General features: G+C 72.3%; 18 protein-coding genes and 1 pseudogene. 11 read left to right on the top strand and 8 right to left on the bottom strand.

What is annotated here, in order from left to right; translation table 11 throughout:
* Positions 1-145 precede the first annotated feature (145 nt).
* Positions 146-721, top strand: coding sequence for a TetR family transcriptional regulator (locus HD601_RS16955; RefSeq protein ID WP_221441063.1), 576 nt, complete (start codon positions 146-148; stop codon positions 719-721).
* A gap of 56 nt (positions 722-777) precedes the next feature.
* Here HD601_RS16955 and HD601_RS16950 read toward each other — a convergent pair whose 3' ends face one another.
* On the bottom strand, positions 778-1170 hold the full coding sequence (locus HD601_RS16950; protein WP_184823738.1) for an ester cyclase: 393 nt from the start codon (positions 1168-1170) through the stop codon (positions 778-780).
* A 208-nt stretch (positions 1171-1378) separates the two neighbouring features.
* Between HD601_RS16950 and HD601_RS35810 the strand changes: the two genes are divergently transcribed.
* Both HD601_RS35810 and HD601_RS16940 read left to right on the top strand, forming a co-directional pair.
* A complete protein-coding gene (locus HD601_RS35810; RefSeq protein WP_184829989.1) occupies positions 1379-2200 on the top strand; it encodes a helix-turn-helix domain-containing protein in 822 nt (273 codons plus the stop codon).
* 66 nt (positions 2201-2266) lie between these two features.
* The gene (locus tag HD601_RS16940; protein ID WP_184823736.1) at positions 2267-2848 is read left to right on the top strand and encodes a dihydrofolate reductase family protein; all 582 of its coding nucleotides are present in this window, start codon (positions 2267-2269) and stop codon (positions 2846-2848) included.
* Between the two features lie 46 nt (positions 2849-2894).
* Here HD601_RS16940 and HD601_RS16935 read toward each other — a convergent pair.
* Positions 2895-3326 (bottom strand): annotated as a pseudogene (locus HD601_RS16935) (DUF6326 family protein); the annotation flags it as partial.
* A 161-nt stretch (positions 3327-3487) separates the two neighbouring features.
* Here HD601_RS16935 and HD601_RS16930 point away from each other — a divergent pair.
* The 3 genes from HD601_RS16930 to HD601_RS16920 all read left to right on the top strand — a co-directional run bounded on the left by HD601_RS16930 (position 3488) and on the right by HD601_RS16920 (position 5899).
* Positions 3488-4627, top strand: a complete 1140-nt coding sequence (locus HD601_RS16930) for a histidine kinase (RefSeq protein ID WP_184823734.1) — start codon at positions 3488-3490, stop codon at positions 4625-4627.
* A complete protein-coding gene (locus tag HD601_RS16925) occupies positions 4624-5280 on the top strand; it encodes a response regulator (protein WP_184823732.1) in 657 nt (218 codons plus the stop codon). The genes HD601_RS16930 and HD601_RS16925 overlap by 4 nt, the downstream gene beginning before the upstream one ends.
* Before the next feature lie 85 nt (positions 5281-5365).
* Positions 5366-5899: a Fur family transcriptional regulator gene (locus HD601_RS16920; RefSeq protein ID WP_184823730.1), complete on the top strand. Its 534-nt coding sequence runs from the start codon at positions 5366-5368 to the stop codon at positions 5897-5899.
* A gap of 29 nt (positions 5900-5928) precedes the next feature.
* On the opposite strand, the gene HD601_RS16915 is transcribed toward HD601_RS16920, so the two are convergent.
* Entirely contained in the window at positions 5929-8901 is a 2973-nt protein-coding gene (locus HD601_RS16915; protein WP_184823727.1) for a choice-of-anchor M domain-containing protein, read from the bottom strand.
* A gap of 117 nt (positions 8902-9018) precedes the next feature.
* Between HD601_RS16915 and HD601_RS16910 the strand changes: the two genes are divergently transcribed.
* The 5 genes from HD601_RS16910 to HD601_RS16890 all read left to right on the top strand — a co-directional run bounded on the left by HD601_RS16910 (position 9019) and on the right by HD601_RS16890 (position 13793).
* Positions 9019-10491 carry a choice-of-anchor M domain-containing protein gene (locus tag HD601_RS16910; RefSeq protein ID WP_184823725.1) on the top strand — a complete coding sequence of 491 codons (1473 nt, stop codon included), beginning with the start codon at positions 9019-9021 and terminating at the stop codon, positions 10489-10491.
* Between the two features lie 87 nt (positions 10492-10578).
* Positions 10579-11571 (top strand): WxL protein peptidoglycan domain-containing protein, encoded by a 993-nt coding sequence (locus HD601_RS16905; protein ID WP_184823723.1) that lies wholly within the window; start codon positions 10579-10581, stop codon positions 11569-11571.
* A 78-nt stretch (positions 11572-11649) separates the two neighbouring features.
* A complete protein-coding gene (locus HD601_RS16900) occupies positions 11650-12633 on the top strand; it encodes a permease (RefSeq protein ID WP_221441060.1) in 984 nt (327 codons plus the stop codon).
* Positions 12621-13343: a TIGR03943 family putative permease subunit gene (locus tag HD601_RS16895; RefSeq protein ID WP_184823721.1), complete on the top strand. Its 723-nt coding sequence runs from the start codon at positions 12621-12623 to the stop codon at positions 13341-13343. The genes HD601_RS16900 and HD601_RS16895 overlap by 13 nt, the downstream gene beginning before the upstream one ends.
* A 54-nt stretch (positions 13344-13397) precedes the next feature.
* Positions 13398-13793 (top strand): Fur family transcriptional regulator, encoded by a 396-nt coding sequence (locus HD601_RS16890; RefSeq protein WP_184823719.1) that lies wholly within the window; start codon positions 13398-13400, stop codon positions 13791-13793.
* A gap of 1 nt (position 13794) precedes the next feature.
* Here HD601_RS16890 and HD601_RS16885 read toward each other — a convergent pair whose 3' ends face one another.
* From HD601_RS16885 to HD601_RS16865, 5 genes are read right to left on the bottom strand one after another with little or no spacing between them, the layout of a single operon-like run.
* Entirely contained in the window at positions 13795-14676 is an 882-nt protein-coding gene (locus HD601_RS16885; protein WP_184823717.1) for an anchored repeat-type ABC transporter permease subunit, read from the bottom strand.
* Positions 14677-14679: 3 nt separating this feature from the next.
* The gene (locus tag HD601_RS16880) at positions 14680-15423 is read right to left on the bottom strand and encodes an anchored repeat-type ABC transporter ATP-binding subunit (RefSeq protein WP_184823715.1); all 744 of its coding nucleotides are present in this window, start codon (positions 15421-15423) and stop codon (positions 14680-14682) included.
* Positions 15420-16328 carry a choice-of-anchor M domain-containing protein gene (locus HD601_RS16875; protein WP_184823713.1) on the bottom strand — a complete coding sequence of 303 codons (909 nt, stop codon included), beginning with the start codon at positions 16326-16328 and terminating at the stop codon, positions 15420-15422. Before HD601_RS16875 ends, HD601_RS16880 begins: the two co-directional genes overlap by 4 nt.
* A 14-nt stretch (positions 16329-16342) precedes the next feature.
* Entirely contained in the window at positions 16343-17896 is a 1554-nt protein-coding gene (locus HD601_RS16870; protein ID WP_343076507.1) for an anchored repeat ABC transporter, substrate-binding protein, read from the bottom strand.
* Between the two features lie 28 nt (positions 17897-17924).
* Positions 17925-20756, bottom strand: coding sequence for a choice-of-anchor M domain-containing protein (locus tag HD601_RS16865; protein WP_184823708.1), 2832 nt, complete (start codon positions 20754-20756; stop codon positions 17925-17927).
* Positions 20757-21186 lie beyond the last annotated feature (430 nt).

Raw genomic sequence — 21186 nt, 5'->3', positions numbered from 1 at the left:
CAGCAGCCGGGTCACGACAGTCTGGCACAACCACGAGGCTGCTCGGCGCTCCCGCCGGCCGGAGCAACACAATGGGATGGGGTCCAGCTCTCAGGAAGGACGGTGGCGGCGTATGGCGAGCAGGGGCAGGCCGCGGGAGTTCGACGTGGACGAGGCTCTGGACGCCGCGATCCAGGTCTTCTGGCGACAGGGGTACGAGGGGACCACGCTCGACGACCTGACCACGGCGATGGGCATCAGTCGCCCGAGTCTCTATGCCGCGTTCGGCGACAAGGAGGCGACGTTCAAGCGGGCCGTGGAGCGGTACGCGCAGGTCGACATGCACTACGTCGAGACGGCACTGGCCCAGACCACGGCCTTCGCCGTGGCCGGGCACTACCTGCGCGGCAACATTCGCACCATCACCAACCCTGCCCGGCCGCCCGGCTGCCTGACCGTCCAGGGCGGGGTCTCCGGCTCGCAGGCCGACCAGCCGATCGTCGAGTTCCTCGACTCGGTCCGGGTCGACGTCGAGGCGCGCCTGGCCGCCCGGTTCCGTCAGGCCATCACCGACGGCGATCTCCCCGCGACCGAGGATCCGGCAGACCTGGCGAAGTACCTGCTCACGGTTACGGGCGGCCAGGCGATCCAGGCGGGCGCCGGCGCGACCCGTGCTCAGCTGTCACGTGTGGCCGAGCACGCCCTGGCCGCCTTCCGGCCATTCGCACAGCCACCTTCGTGACGTCGCGCCGACGGGGCTCGCGCCTCGGTCGCGCGAGCCCCGTCGGTGTCGCTCCGTCAGCCTTCGAGCTGACGCTGAACGGCCTGAGCGTCGATGAGGTAGTTCATCTCGTAGAAGCGCCCGTCGCGGACCTTGTGGAAGGAGTACTCGGCGAACTCCAGAGTGGCGCCGGTCGGGGCCACGCCGAGCCACTCCTTGGTGTGGGTGCCCTTGTTGTACAGACGGGCCGCGACTCGGTCTCCGTCGATCGCGACGTCCTGGACTCGCCAGGTGAAGTCGGGCACGGAGTCGCCGTGTGCCTTGAGCTCGGCGATGATGTCGTCGCGGGTGACCGCCTTGCCGTTCTCGACCAGCTCGTCGTGGACGAACTCGGTCATGCGGTCGAAGTCGTGCGCGTTGAGGGCCTCGATGTAGCGCTCGAAGACCTCGCGCACCTCGGACTCGGACATCTGGTTCCTGCTCTCTCCCCGGAGTCCGGGGGTTGCGTACTGCGACGGTGATGAGTCACGACGTCCTCCGCGGGTGTGCCATGGCGGCCGTCGCTGAGGGAAGGAACCCCCACCCCGAGATTTCTATTCCATTTGGTACAGAATTCGGCGGTGCGCGCGATACCGGCGGCGCGTAGGCGAGACTGTGGGCGTGGAGTACGTGTCCAGAGTGCCGCGACCGCCGCTGGACGGGCTGATCGACGACCTCTACTACCTGGAGGGTGCGCCGCCGTACGCCCGGCTGAGACTGCCGGCGGCGCCGGCGGCGCTGCTCATCGTCAACCTCGGGGCGCCGTTCCGCGTCCGCGGCGGCGCCGACATCGAGACGTCCGAGTACGCCGACGGATGCGTGGTCACCACGCCCACCCGCGCGTGGGAGTTCGCCTACCCCCTCCCGACCCGGTCCGTCGGCGCGCACGTCAAGCCGTGGGGGCTGGCGCCGTTCCTGCCGATGCCCGCGGCCGAGCTGCGCGACCGGCCGGTGACGGTCGAGCAGGTCTGGGGCCGGCCCGCCGTTGCCGAGCTGCGAGACCGGCTGGCCACGGCGGACGGACCGCACGAGATGATGACGCTGCTCGAGGAGGAGCTGATGCGACGGCTGTGCGAGACCGCCGGCCTGGGGCTGGTCCGCCATACGAGCAGCGTCATCACGGCGACCAGCGGGGCGGTGACGATCGGCGACCTGAACGTGGCAGCCGGTGTCAGCAGCACTCACCTGGCGAAGCGGTTCAAGGAACTGATCGGCGTCACGCCGAAGCGGCTGGCCCGCACCCACCGTTTCGCCGCCACCGTGTTGACGATCGACCCCGCCGGACCGGTCGACTGGGGCGAGCTCGCCGCCGGCGCGGGCTACTTCGACCAGGCCCACTTCGGCCACGAGTTCCAGGCGTTCACAGGGCTCACTCCGACCCGGTACATCGAGGTCCGGCGGCGGTTCCTGCGCGAACATCCCGGCCACACGCTGGACGGCTGGCCGCTGCCGGCCGATTGATTTCTTACAAGAGCGGCCGCTCACGTCTCTCTACTGTGGGGGCACCCCACAGCAGAGGAGAGCCCGATGAACAAGGTCGTCATGTACGCCTCGGTATCGGTGGACGGTTTCATCGCCGACGAGAAGGACCAGCCCGGACCGCTGTTCGACTGGTTGCTCAGCGGTGACGTCCCGCTGGACGAGAGCGGCGTGCTGAAGGTGTCGCAGACGTCCTACGACTACACCCGGCCGTACTGGGACCAGCTCGGGGCGACGATCGCCGGCCGCCACGTCTTCGACCTGACCGACGGCTGGGACGGGACGCCCCCGGGCGGCGTCGACCACGTCGTCGTCGTGACCCACCGGGGCAGGCCCGACGGTTGGGACCCCGAGGGGCCGTTCCACTTCGTCGACGGCGTCGAGGCCGCCGTGGCCGAGGCGAAGGAGCTCGCGGGCGACCGCACGGTCGAGGTCGCCGCCGGCGACGTCGGCGGCCAGGTGCTCGCCGCGGGCCTGGTCGACGAAGTGCGCATGGACGTCATCCCCGTGGTGTTCGGGTCCGGCAAGCGCTACTTCGGGTCGGTCAACGCCCAGCACCTGCTGGAGGACCCTGACGTGGCGATTCAGGGCAACCGGGTGCTCCACCTGCGCTTTCCTGTGCGGCGCTGACCGGCACATCGACGAGCGCATCGACGCGTGGTTCCTCGAACAGGACCGACGGTGCGGTGCGGGGCCAGGTCCACGCGTACCGCACGATGAGGGCGAGAAGGATCAGTTCCAGGCCGACGCCGAGGCCGTAGAAGTACAGCCAGGACTCGCCCACCGCGTTGAACGCCGTGACGGGGACGTAGAGCGAGGCCACGACGAGGTTCGTGATGCGGTTCGCCCGGGCGGGCAGCGTCATCGACAGCACGACCATGAGGATCGGGATGGCCACGAGGGTCAGCGCCGCGGTCGAGAAGGTCTGGGAGAGGTCGAACTCGAAGACCCTGCCGCCGAGGATGTCGTCGACGACGCCGGGCGTGAAGAAGTTGAGGATGTCCACGTAGGCGTAGAGGAACATGAAGCTCGTCCACGTGGCGGCGAGCTTGGCTCTCACCGGGATCCGCTGGTCTTCCAGTGTGGCGGTGGATTGACGTGTTCTCATCACGGGCTCCGTCGTGTGGCGAGGATCGGCAGGTCCACGATCGCCGAGCCCGGCGGCGGGCGCCTCGGCCCGGAGGCCGGGGTTCGCCCGGCCGATGGCATGGTCGCTCTCTCATTCTTTCGGCGGGTACGCCGAAGCGCGCCGATCCCTAGGCTGGAGTCGTGGTCACCGTCCGGCGCTCCATCTGGCAGGAGCCGCGGCCCGCTGACGCCCCACCAGTCGGCCGGCTCGACTGGCTCCTGGTGGGCGTGTTCGCGGCCGCCGCCCTGGTCGAGGGCATCGCTCGGCCGGGTTTGGCCTGGCAGCCCCTGGTGACGGTGCTCGCCCTGGCGCTGGTGCCCGCCCTGCTCTGGCGGCGGGCACGCCCCCTCATCGCCGCCCTGGTCGGGTGGGGCGTCGCCGGGCTGCTCTCGGTCCTCCAGCTGACTGCGCACGCCGGGGACCTGGGGCTCTACTCCATGATGGCCGTCCTGATCCTGCTCTACTCGCTGGTGCGGTGGGGCTCGGGCCGCGAGATGGTCCTCGGGACGGCGTTCGTGACGGTCGTCGTCGCGCTGGGGATGTACGTCTCCGCCGCGGGCTGGGCCGACGTCTTCGGCGGGAGCGTCCTCCTGCTGTTGTTCGTCGCGCTCGCGACTGTGTTCCGCTATCGCGCGGACCTCTGGCATCGCCAGCAGCGCGAGATCCGCAATCAGGAGCGGGTGGCGCTGGCGCGCGAGCTGCACGACACCGTGGCCCACCACGTCTTGGCCATCGCGGTGCAGGCGCAGGCCGGTCGCGTGGTCGCCGGCATCCAGCCGGAGAAGGCTGCCGACGTCCTGGCCTCGATCGAGTCCGAGGCGTCGCGAACCCTGGCGGAGATGAGGTCCATGGTGCGGGTGCTGCGTGAAGAGGAAGCCGTCGCCTACTCTCCGCAGCTGGGTGTCGCGGACCTGCCTGCTCTGGCGCGCGCCGACGCGACGCCCGCCGTCGAGGTCTCGCTGGGCGGTTCGTTGACCAGGCTGGCACGACCCGTGGATGCCGCGCTCTATCGGCTCGCGCAGGAGTCGCTGACCAACGCCGTACGGCACGCCCGGAGCGCGACCCGCGTCGGGATCGACGTACGCCGCGAGGGCGACGCCGTCAGGCTGCGTGTCAGCGACGACGGACGGACCGAGCCGGGGGCGGCCCCGGAGCCGGGGTTCGGCCTGCTGGGCATGGCCGAACGCGCCCAGCTCCTCGGCGGATCGCTCTGCGCGGGGCCGGGGCCCGAGGGCGGTTGGGTGGTCGAGGCCGTCCTCCCGGTGGAGGCGCTGACATGAGCATCCGTGTTGTCGTCGCCGACGACCAGGACTTGGTCCGGACCGGGCTGGTGATGATCCTCGGCGCGCAACCCGGCCTCGAGGTCGTGGGGCAGGCAGCAGACGGGCTCGCAGCGCTCGACCTGGCGACCCGGCTGCGTCCCGATGTCCTCCTCGTCGACATCCGGATGCCCGGGCTCGACGGCGTCGAGGTCACGCGACGCCTGGCCGGTCCGGACGTGACGGACCCGATGGCGGTCGTCGTGATCACCACCTTCGACCTCGATGAGTACGTCCTGGGCGCCCTACGCGCCGGCGCCCGCGGCTTCCTGCTCAAGGACGCCGGGCCGGAGCTCCTCGTGCAGGCCATCCACGCGGCGGCCAACGGGGACGCGCTGATCGCCCCCAACGTCACCCGCCGGCTGCTGGCGACCTTCGCCGACCAGGCGCCGGTGGTGCCGGTCCAGCCCATCGACCCGCTCACCGAGCGCGAGGAGGAGGTGCTCGCGCTGGTGGCACGGGGCCGGACCAACGCCGAGATCGCCACCGAGCTCTTCGTCGGCCTGAGCACGGTCAAGACCCACGTCGCATCGTTGATGACCAAGCTCGGCGCCCGCAACCGCGTCGAGATCGCGATGTGGTCATACGACACCAGACGCGTGAGAGCCGACTGACCCGGTACCGCTTGTTGCAAGTGAGCGGCAACAACCCATTCGTTTCACCAACGATCCGCTGGCACCCGAGGGCTACCATCGGACGATGCCGACGCCGCCCGGGTCCTCCCCCGCCGTCTCGCACGTCGTCCAGCCGCACACCCACGGCCATCAGGACTACGAACGCCATGCCCGCACGGCGCTGCGCGGCTTCGGCCTGCGCAGCACGCCGCAGCGGCTGGCCATCATCAAGGCCCTCTCCGAGGCGCACGATGCCGGGCACGCCGACGGCGGCGCCCACCTGACCGTCCCCGAGATCCACGACGCGCTCGACGCCGCCGGCATGCACATCGAGCTGTCGACCATCTATCGGACGGTCGCCACCCTGGTGGAGCACGGCGTCCTGCACGCCATCGCCTATGTCGACCGCCCGGCGTCCTACGGGCTCGCCGGCATCGCCCACCACCACGCGGTCTGCGTGCGGTGCGGCACGGTCTACGAGATCTCCTCGACCGCACTCGCGGACGCGATGCGGGCGATCGAGGACGTCACCGGCTTCCTGCCCGACGACCTCCGGGTCACCGCGCACGGAACGTGCGTGGACTGCCGCAACCAGCCGGCAGCGGCCGGCGAGGACTAGGAGGCGGGACCGGCCGTCGTGCGGCGACCTCAGATCGCGGTGAACGTGATCGTCGCCTCGTAGATGCCGGGCACCAGCGTGGTCGGCGCCTCGATCAGCAGGCCGGCGCCGAGCCGGCTGGTCCCGAACCCGGATCCGGCGTCAGCCACCGCGAGCGGGCTGCTCACCGACAGCCCGGTGGCGGAGCCCGGGCCCGGCACCACGGGGTCGCCCGGTCGTACCGCGCCACCGTCGGGCCGGCCGGCGACGATCGGGGTCCAGCCCAGGTACTCCGCCGGCAGGACGGCCGCACCCGCGGTGAAGTCGCCGGCCTGGCCGGAGACCACCCAGCCCGGTGCGCCGGACCGCGTGTCGGTGACCGTCACCGGGCGCAGTTCCCCGGCGGACGACCACCGATCGGCGGCGGCCCCCAGCTCGAAGTCGCTCATGGTGACCACGTCGTCGTCCGGGTCGACGCTGACCACGAGGGCGCCCTGCCCCTCCGCCAGGGTCGCGACGATCCGCTCCGACGGGCCGCCCGGATCCGGGCCGGCGCCGTCGACGCTCAGCGTGGCCGGGAGCGAGGTGACGTACACGCGTCCGTCGTCGAAGGTGAGCTGCGCGGTCACCGTCGCGCCGCCGAGGTCAGCCGTCACCGGCAGCTCGAGTCGCGGGCCGTTCGCCCCGTCGACCACGACCGGTTCGGGGTCACCGGGGCGCTGGACCCGCCAGACGTAGCGCGTCAGCACCGACGACGGCGACACGCGCGCGGTGAGGACGGCGGTGTCGCCCGCGTCGTAGGCCGGCGCGAGGCCGTCGATGACGACGCCCTGGGGCGGTGGCGCGCCGTGGTCGTCGACGTGGATGGTCTGCGTCGTGGTCGTGGCGAGCACCTCGCCGTCGGAGTCGACGAGGTCGGCTCTGATCTGCGTCCCGTCGAGCGCCTGCTCGGCGATGACCGCGTGGGACATTCCGGCGGTGCCGGGGATCTGGCGGAACTCCGGCCAGTCGCTGCGCTTCCACCAGAAGCGGACGACGTCGGAGGACGCGGGCGCGGGATCGGCGGTGAGGTCCATCGAGACCGGGGTGCCGGTGTGGTAGTGCCCGTCGATCGCAGCCATGGTGAGCACCTGGTCGCCCTCGGCAGCCGTGGTGACGTTGAACGGCACGGTCACGTAGCCGACCAGCTGGTCGGTGGCCTGGGAGTAGACCCGCAGGTACAGGGTGCGGTCCTGCATGGCCTTGGTGACCTCGAACTCGGCCGTGGGCAACGCGGCGCCGTCGTCGAGCAGCAGCCGGTCGCCGCCGCCCTGCCACAGCTCCCAGACGAACTCCAGCCCGTCGCCGAGATCGGGCGACACGGACGCGCTCAGGCTCGCACGCTCCCCCACCCGGTAGAGATCGCGGAGGCCGCCGAGCTCGATCGAGCGCATGGTCAGGCTGTACCGCTGCGGCGCGGACTGGCCCAGGACGGTGCCGTCGGCGGCCCGCAGCTGCAGCGCGAACTCCTTGTACTGCATGAAGTTCGAGACGACCGACCACGGGCCGGCGCCGACCGGGCCGTACGTCGCGTGGGTGTCCCGCCAGGCGACGTCGCCGACGGCGGTGCGCTCGACCCAGCGCAGGCTCTCGCCGTCGGACAGCGCCCGGTGGCTCGCGACCAGCGGGACCGCGACGCCCCAGTAGTAGGTCGCCTCGATCGGCGCGACGGTGACCGCCTCGCCACTACCGGCGTCGGTGCCGCCCACGCTGAGCCGGACCGGCGCCGTCGTCGCGTCGACGGCCGAGCCGGTGCGGATCTGGGCGCGCAGCAGCCAGCCGTCGTAGGCCGTGGTCAGCACCCGCTCCAGCGCGAGCGGGCCGGCGCCGGTGACGCCGGCCAGGGTGACCGGCTCCTGCTGCGGGTCCGGCGAGGTCGCGATCCAGCGGACGCTCTGGTCGGGACCGAGGACGTAGCCCGCGACGCTCAGCCGCAGGGTGTCGCCGGCCACGTAGTCGTCCTCCAGCCCGGTGATCTCGAAGTCGGCGGCGGCACCGGGCTGGCGGACGTTCACCGTCACCGGCTCGGCGGCCGAGGGGCCGAACTCGTCGGTCCACGTGGGCACGAACCGGGCGGTCACCGTCTGACGCCCGAGCGGGATGCCGGCGGTCTCGAGGGTAGCGGCGCCGCCGTCGACGTCGGCGTGGCCGAGCACGACGTCGCCGGCGGCGAACTCGACCGCGCCGTTCGCGTCGGCCGGCGTGACCGTCGCGGCGAGCGTGACTGGTGTGCCCGCGGTGGTCTCGGCCGGGTCGGCGGCCAGTGTGGAGGTCGTCGCGGCGGCGGGTGGGACCGGTCCGACGTGGAACCGGACGGTGGCCGAGGCCGCCTGCGGTACGCCGCCGATCGCGGCCCTGACCTCGAACGTCAGCAGATACCGGCCCGGTGCGGTGAAGCCCCAGTTGGCGTGCCGGTGCGCGCCGGCCGGGAACTCCAGGACGTTGCCCAGCCCGGCGTCGCCGGAGAACAGCCGCTCCGGACCCGACCCCGACTCCGTCCACACCTCGACGCGGCCGGGCCCGGTCGCCGACGTGAGCGCGATCTCCACGGCGTCGCCGTCGACGGCGCCGGCCGCCAGCCCCTCGGTGTCGAGGCCCGGCCACACGACGCCCTCGCGGCGGGTCTCCGGCGCGATCCAGGCCTCGGCCCCGGCAGCGCCGAGGAACGCGTAGGCGGGATCGTCGGGCACCGTCGTCCTCGCGGCGTCCTCGACGTTGACGATGACGTCGTCCGGGTAGAAGCGGGTGCCGGCCCGCTCGAGGTCGGCCTTGCTGTGCAGCGTCAACTGCCCGGCCGCGACGCCCACCGACAGGACGTCGACGTGGGTGTCGGTCAGCACGGTCCGGGTGCTGCTCTCCGGGGCCGGCCCAGGAGCGGCCGTCGCGGCGCCGGAGGGCAGGAGCGCGGCGACCGCGCCGAGCGCCGCGACGAGTGTCAGCGCGACGCGTCCGCGGGCATGGCGAAGCGGGGTCAGGCGTGTCATCGGACTCGCTTCCATGAGGGAGAACGGGTGACTTGCGGCGGATCGACCAAGCTATTGTGAATAGTAACGGTTCTCATTAGTATCCTGTCCACCGCAGTCCCACTGGAGAGGATCACGATGAGGGCCCTGCTCACACGACGTGCCAGACAGCTGGCCGTCCCTGTCGTCGCGGGTGCGCTGCTGGCATCGAGCGCCACAGCCACCGCGGCGGCCGGTGAGTTCGAACTGACCCTGGACACCGGACACATCGACGCGTTCACCCTGCGCTGGGTCGACGAGCAACTCGACGTCGACCTGCAGGAGGACGTCACCGGCCACCATGTCCTGCACGAGCCCGAGGACGTGCTGCTGCAGGTCAAGCCGGAGTCGGCGCTGGTGCTGCCGGATCCGCTGCCGCCGAGCCTCGCGTTCCTCGGCGACCCGGGCGACACCGTCTACTACCTGCCGCAGACCCAGGACCCGGACCTGATCTGGCCGGGCTGGAGCACCGAGCAGATCCCCGCCGGCGTGTTCACGAACCCGCTGCGGATCGAGGTCACCGACGTCGAGGGGCCGGGCGACGTGTTCCTGTGGCAGACCGGCTCGTTCGGCGAGTCGATCTCGGTCCTCGGCGGCGGCTTCCAACTGCCCGGCACCATCTCGCCCAACGCCAACGTCCACGCCCATGCCAACTGGGCGTTCGGCGCGACCGGCCGCTACACGCTGACGGTGCAGGCCAGCGGCACCCTCGCCGCCGGCGGCACGGTCACCAGCACGCCCGTGACGTACACGTTCCAGGTGGGCGACGCCGACCCCGCGCCGTCCACCACGCTCGGCATCTCCGGGCTGGCCGGCCACTACCACTCCGGCGACGTCGTGACGCTGACGGCCGTCCAGGACCCGCCCACCGGGCTGGACCACTACCACTGGTTCACCCGGGCGCCGGGCACCGAGGAGTGGGTGGTCGTTCCGGACGCCGGCACCGGTGAGTACAGCTTCACCGCCACGCCCGGCCACGACGGTGTGCAGGTGATCGCGCGGCTCTACGACGCCGACCACGCGGTGGTCGCAGAGTCGGCACCCGCGACCGTGGTGGTGGACGACCACGAGGAGCCGGAACCGCCGGAGCTGTCGCAGCGCATCGTCGCGACCCTGCCGGAGGACGAGGGCGCGCTGGTCGCCAGCGTCGACCCGGAGGACGACGAGGTCACGATGAGCGACTTCGAGCTCTCCGGCACGGCCGACCGGTGGACCTCCAGCGGCGACCTCCGGCCCGTCACGGTCACCGACACGCGGGCGAGCGCGCCGGGCTGGGTGGTCTCCGGCCAGGTCGGCGACTTCACCGCCGGCGACGAGGTCCTGCCCGGCCGGCATCTGGGCTGGAGTCCGCTGATCGCCGAGCAGCCCGACGGCGGTGGCGTGACGGCCGGCGAGGTCGTGGCACCGGGCCTCGGCTCCGGCGACGGCCTGTCCGTCAGCAGCCCGCTCGCCACCGCCGCGGCCGGCGACGGAACGGGCACCAGCCGGCTCGGCGCAGGCCTGCTGATCGAGGCGCCGACCACGCTGGTCCCCGGCACCTACGAGGCGACGATCACGTTCACCGCGATCTGACCTCCGCCTCACCACGACACCGGCGCGACCGGCCCGCCCGCGGCCGGTCGCGCCGGACCCTGCCCACACCCATCGGAGCATCCGCCCGTGAGACCCATCGGCCGCATCACGGCCCTCGCGGCGATCGGCGTCGCCGCCCTGATCCTCCCGACGACGGCGTCCGCGTCGTCGCAGGCGCCCGTGACGTGGGGCATCGTCCCGTCGGGACCGGACGGCCCCGGCGACCGCGCCGCGTTCGAGCACACCGTCGATCCCGGCGCGACGATCACCGACGTCGTCGCCGTCAGCAACTACACCGAGCAGCCCCTCACCCTCGACCTCTACGCCAGCGACGCCGTGCGCAACACCCAGGGCGGTTTCGACCTGCTGGCCGCGGCCGACGCGCCGGTCGACGTCGGGTCCTGGGTCGACCTCGGCGAGCCGACGGTGACCGTCCCGGCCCGCTCCCGGGTCGATGTGCCGTTCCGGATCACCGTCCCCGCGAACGCGACGCCCGGCGACCACGCCGGCGGCATCGTGGCCGGCCTGACCACCCGGGCGACCGGAGGCGGGCAGGTCGCCGTCGACCACCGCGTCGGAGCGCGCCTCTACCTGCGGGTCACCGGCACCTTGGAGCCGTCGCTCACGGTCGACGACGTCCGCGTCGCGTTCGACGGCCTGCCGCTCGGCCAGCCCGGCGCCGTCCGCGTCGAGTACACCGTCCGCAACGAGGGCAACCTGCGCCTCGCCGGCCGGCCCGCCGTCCGCGTCGCCGGCCCGTTCGGGCTCGGCGCACGCACGTGGACGGGCGACCTGCTCCCGGAGCTGCTGCCCGGTGACTCCATCGCCGGTTCCGCCGTCGTCGACGGCGTCTGGCAGCTCGGCCGGCTGGACGTCGAGGTCGAGATCCGGCCGGAGACCTCCGGCGGCCAGACGCTCGACCCCGCGCCGCCCGCCGGGACCGCCGCCGCCCGCCTGTGGGTGGTCCCGTGGATCGCTCTCGCGGTCCTGGCGGCCGTCGTCCTCGCGGTCGTCCGGCGACGCCGCACGACGAAGCTCCGTCAGAGGACGAACGCGAACGCCACCGCTTCCGTCATCTGACGGGTGCCGCCCCCGCCGCCAGCCGGTACTGTCACTGAGCCCCGTTATCATTACGGCCTTCGTGGAGGATTCCGGCTGGTGAGTGAGCTGCAGGTCACGGACGAGCGACGCGGCGCCGGCCGGTTCGTCCCCGAACTGTTCGTGCTGGCGCTGGTGGCGGCGGTCCTCCTCCGGCCCCGCGTGGCCGGCTGGTTCGACAGCGCGACCCTGCAGACGTGGTCGACGGTGTTCGTGTCGATCACGCTGCAGGCGCTGCCGTTCCTCGTCCTCGGTGTGGTGGTGAGCGGCGCGGTGACGGCGTTCGTGCCATCGTCGCTCATCGCCCGGCTGCTGCCGGACCGGCCCGCGATAGCCGTGCCGTCGGCCGGCCTGGCCGGGGCGGTCTTCCCCGGCTGCGAGTGCGGGTCGGTGCCGATCGCCGGGCGGCTGACGTCGCTCGGTGCGGCACCGGCCGCCGCCCTGGCGTTCATGCTGTCCGCGCCCGCCATCAACCCCGTCGTCATGGCCGCGACGGCGGTCGCGTTCCCCGGGCAGCCCGAGATGGTGCTGGCCCGGTTCCTCGCATCGTTGGCCGCCGCCGTCGTGGTCGGGCTCCTGTGGGCGCGGTTCGGGCGCGGCTCGTGGCTGCGGCTGCCCGCGCGGCCGGTGACCGACGGGGCGAACCGGTGGGACGTGTTCGCCGGCACCGCCCGTCACGACTTCCTGCACGCCGGCGGCTGGCTGGTCGTCGGCGCCGCCGCGGCGGCCGCACTGCAGGTGCTGATCCCGCGGTCCGTGATCACCACAGTCGCCACGAACGAGTGGCTCGCCGTGCTGGTCCTCGCCGGGCTCGCGGTCCTGCTGGCGCTGTGCTCCGAGGCGGACGCGTTCGTCGCGGCCAGCCTGTCGCAGTTCTCGCTGACCGCGCGGCTGGTGTTCCTCGTCGTCGGTCCCGCTGTCGACATCAAGCTCATCGCGCTGCAGGCCGGCACGTTCGGCCGCGGCTTCGCACTGCGGTTCGCGCCGCTGACGTTCGTCGTCGCCGTCGCGAGCGCGCTGACCTTCGGGTGGTGGCTGCTGTGAGGGGCGCGGGTGCCAAGCTGCTGGACCGGCGGATGGAGTCGGTGCTGTTGCTCGCCGTCGGCGCCGTCGCCGTCCGGTTCGGGTTCGCCGACGCCGCGCTCGCCTACCTGAAGCCGAGCTTCCAGCCGATCCTGCTGATCGCGGGCGTCGTGCTCGTGCTGCTCGGCGGGCACGGCCTGCTGCGCGGGGACGATGGTGGCCACGAGGGGCACGGCCACGACGACTCGCCCGGGGTCGCGTGGCTGCTGGCGGTGCCGCTGCTGGTGCTGCTGCTCATCGCGCCACCGGCGCTCGGCTCGTTCGCCGCCGGCCGGCAGGGCCCGGTCGCGACGGTGTCGGCCTCCGGCTTCGTCGAACTGCCGCCCGCGCGCGAGGGCGCCGTCGACCTCGGGATGCGCGACTTCGTCACCCGGGCGCTGCAGGATCCGGACCGATCGCTCGAGGGCGTCCCCGTGCGGGTCGTCGGTTTCGTCGTCCCGGACGACTCAGGCGACGGGTACCTGCTGTCGCGGTTCACTGTGGCCTGCTGCGCCGCTGACGCGACCGCCTACACCGCCCGGGTCGTCGGCGACGGCGACCGTACCGCCGACACCTGGGTCGAGATCACCGGTCGTTGGGAGCCCGCCGACGGGTCCGGCGGTGACGCGCCCGTCCTCGTGGCCGACCGCGTCACCGTCGTGCCCACGCCCGAAGAGCCCTACGAGTACTGAGCCGCCGCGCGATAAGGTCGCGATCGTCAGCGATCTCGACGTGAGGACATCTCGATGGCCGGTACCGTGCGGCGGCAGACGCGGCAGAAACTGGAGGTCCGTGCCGCACTGGTCCAGAGCAACGACTTCGTCAGCGCTCAGGACCTCTTCGCCAAGCTGCGCGCCGACGGCTCGGGCATCGGCCTGGCGACGGTGTACCGCAACCTCAACGAGATGGTCGGCAACGACGAGGCCGACACCTACCACGCGGCGGGCGGCGAGCAGCGATACCGTTCCTGCAGCCGCGACCACCATCACCACCTGATCTGCACCGAGTGCGGCAAGGCCTCCGAGATCCAGGCCCCGCTCGAGGACTGGGTCGAGTCGGTGGCCGCGCAGCACGGGTTCACGCGGGTCCACCACGTGGTCGACCTGTTCGGCGTCTGCTCCGACTGCGCGGCCGCGTCCTAGCTCAGGCGGGCACCGGACTCTCTCCCGCGCTCGAGCGCCGCCACCGCCTCGCGAGGATCCCGTGCCGCGGTGCCGCGACGTAGGCCGCGAGGAACGCCGCGGTGAGCACGAGCACGATCGTGCCGCCCACGGGCAGGTCGTAGCTCCATGAGAGGTAGAGCCCGACGGTGGCCGACCCGCCGCCGATGACGGGCGCGAGCAGCATCATCAGGCCGAGCCGGTCGGTGAGCAGCCGGGCCGCCGCGGCCGGTGTGACCAGCAGCGCGAGCACCAGGATGTTCCCGATGGTCTGCACCGAGATGACGATCGCCACCGTCACCAGGACGTAGAGCGCGATGTCGAGCCAGAACACGCGCAGCCCGACCGCCCGGGCCAGCTCGCGGTCCAGGCTGACCGTCACGAACTGCTGATGGAGCAGCATGACCGCCCCGAGCACGACGACCCCGGTGAGCGCGGCCGTGTAGATGTCCTCGTCCGGGACTCCGGTGATGGTGCCGAAGAGGAACTGCTGCAGGGAGCCGGCGTACCCCGGAGCCTGCGAGATGATGACGATGCCGAGGGCGAACGAGGCGACGTAGAAGACGCCGATGACGGAGTCCTCCTTCACCCGGCGGTTCTGCGCGAACACCGCCACCAGGATCGCGGTGACCACACCGGCGACGGCCCCGCCGACCACCAGGCTGCCCTGGAGCACGAACGACACGGCCAGGCCCGGGAAGACCGCGTGCGCCACCGCGTCACCGATGAAGGCCATCCCGCGCAGCACCACGTAACAGCCGACGACGCCGCAGACGATGCTCGAGAGCACCGCGATCAGCAGGGCCTTCGGCAGGAACGCCAGGTCGGGATTGGTGAGGTCGGCCAGGAAGTCGGGGATCGACACGGCTCACATCACCTTCAGGATCTTCAGCAACGGACTGTTCTCCCCCACGCCGAAGGTGCGCATCCAGGGCTCCGGGTCGAGCAGGTCGCTCGGCGCGGCGTCCGCGATGACCGTCCGGTTCAGCAGCGCGATCCGGCTGCAGGTGTCCAGGGCGCCGACGAGGTCGTGCGTGGTCATGAGCACGGCCCGGTCCTCGCGGGCGAGGTCGAGGAACAGCTCGGTGAGCAGCTCCTGGGTCGGCAGGTCCAAGCCGGTGAAGGGCTCGTCGAGGAGCAGCACCCGCGGCTGCAGCGCCAGCGCCCGGGCCACGAGCACCCGCTGGCGCTGCCCGCCGGAGAGCTCGCCCACGGGCCGCCGCGCCAGGTCGCTCATCCGCACCCGCTCCAGCGCCTCTCCGACGGCGCGCCAGTCGTCCACCCCGGGGCGCCGGAACGGGCTCAGCCTGCCGCTGAGCCCCGTCATCACCGCGTGCTCGACCGCGATCGGGAAGTCCCAGGCGAACTCGTGCCGCTGCGGGACGTAGCCGATCGCCGAGCGCCCCGGCCGCGACGGCCTGCCGTCGACCAGGACGGCGCCGGTGGACATGCGGACCAGCCCGAGGACCGCCCGCAGCAGCGTCGTCTTGCCCGCGCCGTTGGGCCCGATCAGCCCGGTGAGCTCGCCCGCCTCGACGGTGAGGCTGACGTCGTCCAGGACTGGACGGCCGCCGAGGGCCACGGTGACGCCGCGCACGTCCAGGACGCTCATGCCGCGGCCTGCGCGCGACGGCGGGCCCCGCGGCCGCGCAGGACCACGATCACCAGCACGACGACGAGGAGCGCAGCGGCTCCGACGGCGCCTAGCAGCACCGGCGCCGGACCGCCGCCGCCGTCGTCACTCGCCTCAGCCACCGCGGGCGGGGTGGCGGTCTCGCCCGGCGCGGCACTCGTGTACTCGGCCGCGAACGCCTCGTCGGAACTCGTGGCGTCGCCGACGGCGAACCGGAGGACCTGGGTGTCCGACTCCGGCTCTCCCGACACCAGGTCGGCCGAGACCTCGACCTCGACCAGGTAGACGCCGGGCTCGGAGAACACCCAGTTGGCGTGGGTGTGGGTGTTCACCTCGACCCAGAGGTCCTGCGGGAACGCCGCGCGGCTGTCCCACAGCACCTCGGGCTCCCCCAGCGTGCCGCTCTGCAGGAACATCACCAGGTCGCCCGGGCCCTCGACACCGCGCAGGGTCAGCGTGGCGCCACGGTCGATGCTCTCCATGACCGTCGGGTCCTGGGTGTTCCACCCGACCCACACGACGCCCGGCTGCTCCGCCTGCGGCACGACGTGCACGTCGGTCCCCGCCTCGGCCGGGAGGAAGGCGTAGGCGGGGTCGTCCGGCACGGTCGTGAGCGAGGCGTCGCTCACCTGGAACACCGTCTGCGGTGTGGTGCGCCAGACGGCCGGCTCGGCGTGGTCGTCGTGGACGAGCAGGGTCCACGCGTCGTCGACGTAGCGCGGGCCGATGTCGACGTGCCCCTCGGTCAGCACGGCCGGCTCCGTCGCGATGGCCTGGTCGGGATCGATCTGCTGATCCAGGTCCGCGTCGGCGGAGGCGCCGGCCGTGGAGGCGCCGGCCGCCGCCGTCGCCGTCACGACCCCCGCCACCAGCAGGGATGCCATCCGGAATGGTCGCTTCATCGCTCTCTCTCGGCTGGTTCGGACAGGCAGGTGCGAAGCGACTCGGCGTTGAATCGCATCATCTCGGCGTAGGTGCCGACCCGGTCGTCGAAGGTGTCGCCGTAGATGGGGCAGACGGCGACGCCGAGATCGCCGGCGACCTCGGTGAGCGTGGACGCACGCGTCACGAGGTTGGGTTCGAGGAAGACCGCGGGGATGTGCAGGTTGCGGATGGTCTCGGCGAGCTTGCGGCGGTCGGCCAGGCTCGGCTCGGTGGCGGGATTGGGCGTGACGAACCCGGAGATCTGCACGTCGTACGCCGCGCCCAGGTAGCCGAACGCGTCGTGGGTGGTGACGAGGTGCCGGCGCGACTCCGGGATCGCCGCGATGGTGTCGCGCACGTAGGCGTCGACGTCCGCCAGCTCGTCGATGTAGCGACCGGCGTTCTCGCGATACGTCCGCGCGCCGTCCGGGTCGACCCGGATCAGGGTGTCCCGCATCAGCTCGACGTAGGAGATCGCGTTGTGCACGTTCTGCCACAGGTGCGGGTCGATCTCGCCGTGGACGTGCCGGCCCAGCACCGCCTGCGGCAGCTGGAAGACCTGCTCGCCGGGTCGGCCGAGGAACCGGAAGCCCTCGCCCGCGGGGATCTCGTGCAGTGCCTTGTTGGGCACCTCGATGACCGTCGTGGCCGGGTCGTGGTCGCTCTGGTGTGCGTCCGCGGGGCCGTGCGGGTCGACCAGCAGGGTCAGCTCGCCGGTGTCGATGTCGACGGTGATGTCGGCGTGGCCGGCGCTCAGCACCTCCGCGCCCTCCATGCCCGGCACGGAGTGCGGATCGACGCCGACGGCGAAGGTGAACGTCTGCTCGCCCATCTCGACGGGCCGGGAGTCCGGCGTGACCGCCAGGCTCGCCGTCAGCGTCAGCCGGTAGACGCCGGGCTCGGTGAACGCCCAGCTCATGTGCGTGTGTGCGTCGGGCGGGAGGGTCGCGGTGTCGTCGCGGAACCCGTTGGAGGGGTCGAACCCGTCGGTGGAGTCCACGTAGAACTCCGGGTTGCCGAACGACTCCGTCAGGTAGGCGACGAGGTCGCCCGGCCCCTCCGCGTGGGTGCCGCTCAGATACACGTCGGACGCACGATCGGCGCCATGACGCGCACCGGTGCCGCGGACCCGCATGCCGAGCCAGATGGTGTCGAGGGCGACGTTCTCGACCAGCGGAATGATCTCCGCCGCATACTTGACCGCGCCCTCGGCGAGCGAGATGTTCGGCACCGCCGGGTCGAGGTTGGCGTCCAGCGCCTTGATGACCGACTGCTGTTCGAGCAGCAGGTAGTTGCTGAACGCGACGTCGGCGTAGACCACGTTGCGGATGTCGCGCAGGCTCGGCTCGTAGCTGTGCGGATCGGCCGTGTCCGGCACCAGCGAGCTCACGTTCACCCGGTCGCCGCCGACGTTGCGGGCGAGGTCGGCCAGGATCCCCGTCGTCGTGATGACCTGGATCCGGTCGTCGCTCGCGCTGAGCGTCGCCGGCGCCGCGCAGCCGGCCAGGGCGAGCGCGGCGACGGCGATCCCGGCGGCGGCGAGGCCGGCGACCGTCCTAGGCACGCGCGGCCCGGCGCTCGCGCCAGTGGGCCGCCAAGGCCACCGCGCCGCCGGCGACCAGCAGTCCGCCGAGGACGGTCAGGGCCGGTGTCGACGACGTGCCCGTGCTCGCCAGGTCGCAGTCGGCGGTGCTCGACGGCGACGGGCCGGCGGTCGGCGTCGCGGTCGGCGACGGGGTCGGTGTGGCGTTGCGTACGCCGGACAGCTCGCCGACCACGAACGAGTACTCCACCGGCCCGGTCGTGACGGCCTCGCCCCCGGCGGTCCCGGACACCTCGAAGGTCAGGGTGTAGCTCCCCTTGGCCGAGAACGCCCAGTTCGCGTGCACGTGCTGGCCCACGCTCTGCTGGCGGAGCGGCAGCGACTCCTCCGAGCTGAAGATCCGCGCGATGTCGCCGAACCCCGTCGTCTGGAAGACCTCGACCGTGCCCGGGCCCTCGGCACCGACCAGGCGCATGTCGACCGCGTCGCCGGCGAACGTGCCGGACGCGAGCTCCTCCGTCGACCAGCCGGCCCAGACGACCTCAGGATTCTGCGTCTCCGGGATCAGCCACAACGGCGACCCCGCCGTGCCCAGGAACCCATAGGCGTCGCCGCCCGGCACCGTGCTCTCGGCCGCCGGCACCACCTGGACCAGCACGTCCGCCGGATCGTGGAACGTGTGGTCCGCAGCCGTGCCCACCTTGGCCCGCAGGTCGAGCCGGCCGGACTCGAGGACCGGCGCCAGCAGGTCGACGTGCTCGTTGGTGAGGACCACGGGGTCGCCGGAGCTCTGCCCGCCCGGAGTGCCGCTCGGCCTGTTCGTGGGGACGCAGACCTCGCCGGTCGGCTTGGTGGTCGGCCTCGTGGTCGGCTCCGGGGTGGGCGACGGCGTCGGGCTCGGCCCGGTGCCGTCGTCGCCGCCACCGGCGTCGCCGCCGTCGGTGCCCCCACCGTCGGCGCCCCCACCGTCCGCTCCGCCATCCCCGCCGCCGGCGTCCCCGCCGCCAGCGTCCCCACCGCTGGTGTCGCCGCCCGCGTCCGTGCCGCTCTCGTCGCCCGGCAGGCCGGGGTCGCACTCCAGGTCGCCCACGACGACGGCATAGTCCACCTCGCCGGTGGTGACGGCAGTGCCGTCGGGCAGGCTGCCGCTCACCTCGAACGTGAGGGTGTAGTCGCCGAGCGCCGTGAACGCCCAGTTGGCGTGGACGTGCTGTCCGACACTCTGCTGCCGCGGCGGCAACGCGTCGGTGGAGCTGAAGATCCGGGTGGGCGCCGCGCCCAGGCCGGCGGTCTGGAACACCTCGACCTCGCCCGGCCCCTCGGCGCGCACCAGGGTCAGCTCGACGCCGTCACCCCGCAGTGCTCCCGGAGCGAGTTCCTCGGTCGACCAGCCCGCCCAGACGACCTGCGGGTTCTGCGTCTGCGGGATCATCCACAACGGGTCACCCGCTGCTCCCAGGAACTCGTAGTCCGCGCCCGGCGGCACCGCGATCGCCGCCTCCGGATCCTTCACCTGCACCACGAGATCGGCCGGATCGTGGAAGGCGTGGTCGCTCGCGGTGCCGACCCGGGCCCGCAGGCCGAGCGCGTCGCCGTCCAGCGAGGGCGAGAGCAGGTCGACGTGCTCGTCGGTGAGGACCGTCCGCGGGTCCTCGCACTGACCGGGCGGATCCTCGCCCGGATCCTGCGACGACACCGTCAGGGTGTGCGGGGCGGACTGCGCGACGTACTCGCCGCCGTCGGTGTACAGCGCGACCCGGTACTGGCGGCCGTCGTCGGCCGCCGCGGCGGTGATGCTGACGGTCTCGGTGGTCGCACCGTCGATCGGCCGGAACTCCATCGCTCCCGGCGACCGCGTGGACCACCGGTAACCGCGCAGGTCCGACGGCGGGTCCTGCGTCGCCGTCAGGGTGACGTCGTCGCCCGCCGTGACGGCGTCAGGCCCGGTGACCGTCAGGGTCGGCGCCACCGGCTCCTCACCGGTGTCCTCCACGACGACGGTGACCGGCTCCGACGTCGAGCCGGCGAAGAACTGTGGCTCCTGAGAGCTGTACGTGGCGCTGATCCGGTGCTCGCCGGGCTCGTCGAACGTGACCGGCAGGGTGGCGCGGCCGTCGGTGAGGCCGGTCCAGCCGAGCGAGGTGTCGCCGTCGTGGAACTCGACGTAGCCACCGGGCGCGGGCGGCGCGTCCGCACCGGTCTCCGCCGCCACGTCGGCCGTCAGCACGACCTCGTCGCCGGCGACGGTCCGCGCCGGCGCATCGAGGGTGATCGATGTCCGCCCCGGCTCGGGCAGCGTGCCCTCGTCGCCGCCCACCACCCAGGTGTAGTCCACCGGACCCGTCGTCACCGGCCGGCCGTCGACGACGGCCGAGACCGTGAACCCCAGCGTGTAGACCCCCGGCTGGGTGAAGGCCCAGTTGGCGTGCACGTGCGCGTTCACCGCCTGACGCAGCGTCGCGTGGTCCTCGTCCGAGCTGAAGATCCGGATCGGCTCGCCGAACGGGCCGGTCTGGAACACCTCGAGCTCACCCGGTCCCCGCACGTCCGTCAGCGTGATGTCCACGGCGTCGCCGTCGACCACACCGGCGCCGATCTGCTCCGTGCTCCACCCCGCCCAGAGGACGTCGGGGTTCTGCGTCTGCATGACCACCCAGGCCGTGTCGGCGCCGATGAACTCCGCGTACTGCTCGGGCAGCTCCTCGACCCGGGCGAGGTCGGTGAGGTGGAACACGAGGTCGTCGGTCGCGACGTGCTCGACCGGCGGGCTGATCGTCGAGTCGACGGTGAGCCGCTCGCCGTCGAAGCCCACGTCGATCGCGTCGACGTGCTCGGTCGTGAGCACCCTCCGCTCATCCGCGGGCGGTGGCGAGCCGGGCTCGGCGGCCATCGGCGCTGCGGCGGCGGGAACCGCGGTCAGCAACGCAACGCCGCCAGCCACGCCCGCGAGCTTCCGGACCATGGAACGGTGCATGACGAGATCGGCTCCTGTCGGCTCAGCGTGAGGGCGTAGCCAATATAGATAACGATTCTCAGTTTGACTAGTTATGCCCGGCTCGCGGCCGCCGATCGTGTCGATGCGGTCACCGTCATCGTTCGGGGCCGTGGACGCGCCGACGCACGGCACCGCTACGGGAGCATCACGAGAGGATTGCGATCCGACCGGTCGACTGTCGGCGAAACGCCCGCGACCGATGTCAGGGGTCCGCGAGCTCGGAGATCGACGAAGACTCGGAGATCCTGCTCACACACAGCTCACGAACGAAGGCATGAGC

The sequence above is a fragment of the Jiangella mangrovi genome (genome assembly GCF_014204975.1).
Lineage (GTDB): Bacteria > Actinomycetota > Actinomycetes > Jiangellales > Jiangellaceae > Jiangella > Jiangella mangrovi.
Note: the sequence above shows the minus strand (reverse complement) of the source record. Positions and strands in the feature narration are given on the sequence as shown.

Bases quoted from the DNA above. Each gene is read 5' to 3' on its own strand.
- HD601_RS16950 (WP_184823738.1), bottom strand. From the start codon at position 1,170: ATGTCCGAGTCCGAGGTGCGCGAGGTCTTCGAGCGCTACATCGAGGCC.
- HD601_RS16940 (WP_184823736.1), top strand. From the start codon at position 2,267: ATGAACAAGGTCGTCATGTACGCCTCGGTATCGGTGGACGGTTTCATC.
- HD601_RS16925 (WP_184823732.1), top strand. From the start codon at position 4,624: ATGAGCATCCGTGTTGTCGTCGCCGACGACCAGGACTTGGTCCGGACC.
- HD601_RS16920 (WP_184823730.1), top strand. From the start codon at position 5,366: ATGCCGACGCCGCCCGGGTCCTCCCCCGCCGTCTCGCACGTCGTCCAG.
- HD601_RS16915 (WP_184823727.1), bottom strand. From the start codon at position 8,901: ATGACACGCCTGACCCCGCTTCGCCATGCCCGCGGACGCGTCGCGCTG.
- HD601_RS16910 (WP_184823725.1), top strand. From the start codon at position 9,019: ATGAGGGCCCTGCTCACACGACGTGCCAGACAGCTGGCCGTCCCTGTC.
- HD601_RS16890 (WP_184823719.1), top strand. From the start codon at position 13,398: ATGGCCGGTACCGTGCGGCGGCAGACGCGGCAGAAACTGGAGGTCCGT.
- HD601_RS16880 (WP_184823715.1), bottom strand. From the start codon at position 15,423: ATGAGCGTCCTGGACGTGCGCGGCGTCACCGTGGCCCTCGGCGGCCGT.
- HD601_RS16875 (WP_184823713.1), bottom strand. From the start codon at position 16,328: ATGGCATCCCTGCTGGTGGCGGGGGTCGTGACGGCGACGGCGGCGGCC.